The following is a 2,862-nucleotide window of genomic DNA, read 5'->3' on the forward strand; positions in this document are numbered from 1 at the left end:
TCGGACAAATAGTCCTCATGCGCAGCCTCGAAATAAGGGAGAAGCGCACAAAACTGTTCATGGCTAACTCCCGTCAAGGCACGGAAACTTTTGCTGTTGTCTTTATGGTTGTGGTAATTCATGTTGCAAAGGTACGCGTATGCGCGATATATAACAAATCTAAATTACATAAACTCTAATAATCTTTTTCATTTTATCAATTGTTTTTACTCATAAAACTTAGAGAAACTGATATAATAATCTATCTTGGAATTTGGCAATGTAAAATGCAGATAATTACCGAAATATACATCAGGGCATCCTGTTTCTCCTTTCACTCTCGCGATACCTAACCTCTTCATCGTATGGGCCAAAGTGGATGCACCAGAGTAAGTCTTGTTATTCACAAGAATAGTTGTTTTACCATGATATAGATTAGCTTCTTTCAAATTACTCTTGACGGGAGTAGCTTCTATAACAAAAAGTCCTCCATCCGGCAAATTGCAGATTTGACTGTATATTTCCGGATGCCTGTCTTTATTATAGGCTTTGGAATATGCACTGACCTTCAACTGACTCTTAGAATATAGCGAATAGTCCGGATGTGGAAAATAGGAAATAAGCCTATCCACACACTTGCTTGAACCCCCTGTGTTATTTCGTAAGTCAATAATTATATCCTTTATTTTTCTCCGGTTTATTTCCTTAAAGACTGAATCACAAAATACCTTTAGTTCAGTTTCCTGAAATACATTGCGAATGGTGAGAGTTGCCTTTGTGAAATCGGAAGAGAAACAACAACTGAAACTTTCAGGCTTTTTCTGGGATTGTCTTTCTTTGATGACCTTTATAGCCACACTTTGCGGAACTCCTTCCAAACGTATCTCTTCCATTTTATCACCACGTTTTATCGTAAACTCATACGACTCGCCCCATCTGTACATGTACCACAACAATGGAGACCAATAGGCGTTTACACTGCCTTCCTTAATGCCATTACCTTTCTCCGAACCCCAAAGGCTATACATCCGTCCAAGTATATCTTTTGAATGGATTCCGTTAATTCCGAGAATCGTATCACCTTCACAAACCATGGAATTATCAATCACCGGATAATCTACAATAAAGAAATCTCCGGATACTTTTATTCTCAATGGCATTGTCTTGCCATCTTTCTTTGCATTCGCAATCAGGTCGTTGGTAATAGGCGGCAGCATCATACTATGACCATCCTTTATATTAGCCATAAAAGGGGCTATTTTCAGATAGAAGTCGGATATGCTGATAGAATCAGTCATGGAGGACTTAATCTTGATTTTGTTGTTTTCATACTCTTCTCTTGACTGATAGAGATAAAGGTCGGGGTGTACATATTCTAATTTTGTACATAAAGTGTCAAAATCGGCCATTTGCTGGGCAGGACTTAATTTTTGCCCAAAAGAAACACTACAAAACAAAAGAAGTGAGCAATTTATTATAATTCTTTTATTCATTCTATGATTTGTTTGGTTGATACTAATTTTAACTTGCTAATATTATAATAGTCTACCCTTAAAAATCACTTTATAGGTTGATATTCAATCAATTTTATCCCACGGATGCGAAGCTGCATAACTGGTAGAGGTCATATACCTCCTGGTAGTTTACTTTTTCTTTTGCCATAATCATTGTTGTTAAAGGTTACGGCGCAAAGATAGGTTAGGCTATGATGTGTGTCAAGGCGGAAAATAGAATGCTTACAAGATAAATCAAGGAAGCGCATGTACGGCATCTTCCTTACTGCATATTGTATGTGTCTCGAGGTCGAACCATAGGATGCAAACTCACCGATTTTTGATTCGATAGTTTGGTTACCTATATAAATATGCTTGGTGTAGCGTTCAAATAGTCAACCTTTTTAAAGTTAAGACAATCTTTAATTTCTAGGAGGAAGGCGTATTGGTAACATTTTATTTTGTTGTTTATTATCTTTTATACTTCTTACAATTTCGTATAATATACCTCCAATATCAATTCCTAAATCAAACTTTTCAAATTTATAATAAGGTATGAAAATTGGAACTGTTTTCCAACCATTCTGAGCATCGTAATATCTTTGTACTCCAACTTCTATACCGACTCGCTCTGAAAATTCATAACCTATTGTAGTACCATAATATGAATTATTAAAATTGTATATATTGTTAGGAGTATAACAACCAAAAATACTGATGTGTAGTTTTTCTGTAGGTAAATATGTAGCAGATCCCAATAGGCCAAAAGATTGTCCGCTTTGTTTTAAGTTGGGTAAATGGTATTTTATAGCATTAATTCCTATCTTAATATCAAAATACGAATTAAAATTTTTCTGATATATTAATGATGCTTGATTAATAATGCCAATACCAGGAAGTGTATTTTGAGAACTTTGACCATACATGTAAGATGTAATTTTTCCCCATCTATTATAATCATAGAAAAAAGTATTGGAATGATTTATGAAATTTGGAAAGGCATCATACTTATAGCATTTCATATCAAATATTTTATTCATGTATGTATTCTTTCTTATTCCAAAATCTGTATGATTATTATAATGAATTAGGGAAATAGGACGTTTATAATAATTTTCAAAATAGTGAACATTATTATTTATCCTTAATTTAATAATACTATCATTTTGTGAATAGATATTTAATGTAAGTAAACATAAAATCAGTAATGTGATATTTTTATACATGTCACGATTGTTTTAATTTATGTGTCTAAAAATGTATTCTTTTATAAGAAACTGTTTTTGAATTGATTCAAGAATAATGTTATAAGCATCTTCAGATCTCAAATCAGTCGGTCAATTGGAAAAATGTTATATCTTTAAAGGTACCAAACAATAAAGTTATGACA

At 33.3% G+C, this 2,862-nt stretch carries 2 protein-coding genes; both read right to left on the reverse strand.

Features of this window, described 5'->3' with window-relative positions:
- Positions 1-206: 206 nt before the first annotated feature.
- Positions 207-1,472: a S41 family peptidase gene (locus B5F71_RS20615; RefSeq protein WP_162608586.1), complete on the reverse strand. Its 1,266-nt coding sequence runs from the start codon at positions 1,470-1,472 to the stop codon at positions 207-209.
- A 422-nt stretch (positions 1,473-1,894) separates the two neighbouring features.
- Positions 1,895-2,698 carry a hypothetical protein gene (locus B5F71_RS19095; RefSeq protein WP_087213489.1) on the reverse strand — a complete coding sequence of 268 codons (804 nt, stop codon included), beginning with the start codon at positions 2,696-2,698 and terminating at the stop codon, positions 1,895-1,897.
- Positions 2,699-2,862 lie beyond the last annotated feature (164 nt).

Origin of the sequence: Bacteroides sp. An269, assembly GCF_002159755.1 — a bacterium.
Taxonomy (GTDB): Bacteria; Bacteroidota; Bacteroidia; order Bacteroidales; family Bacteroidaceae; genus Phocaeicola; species Phocaeicola intestinalis.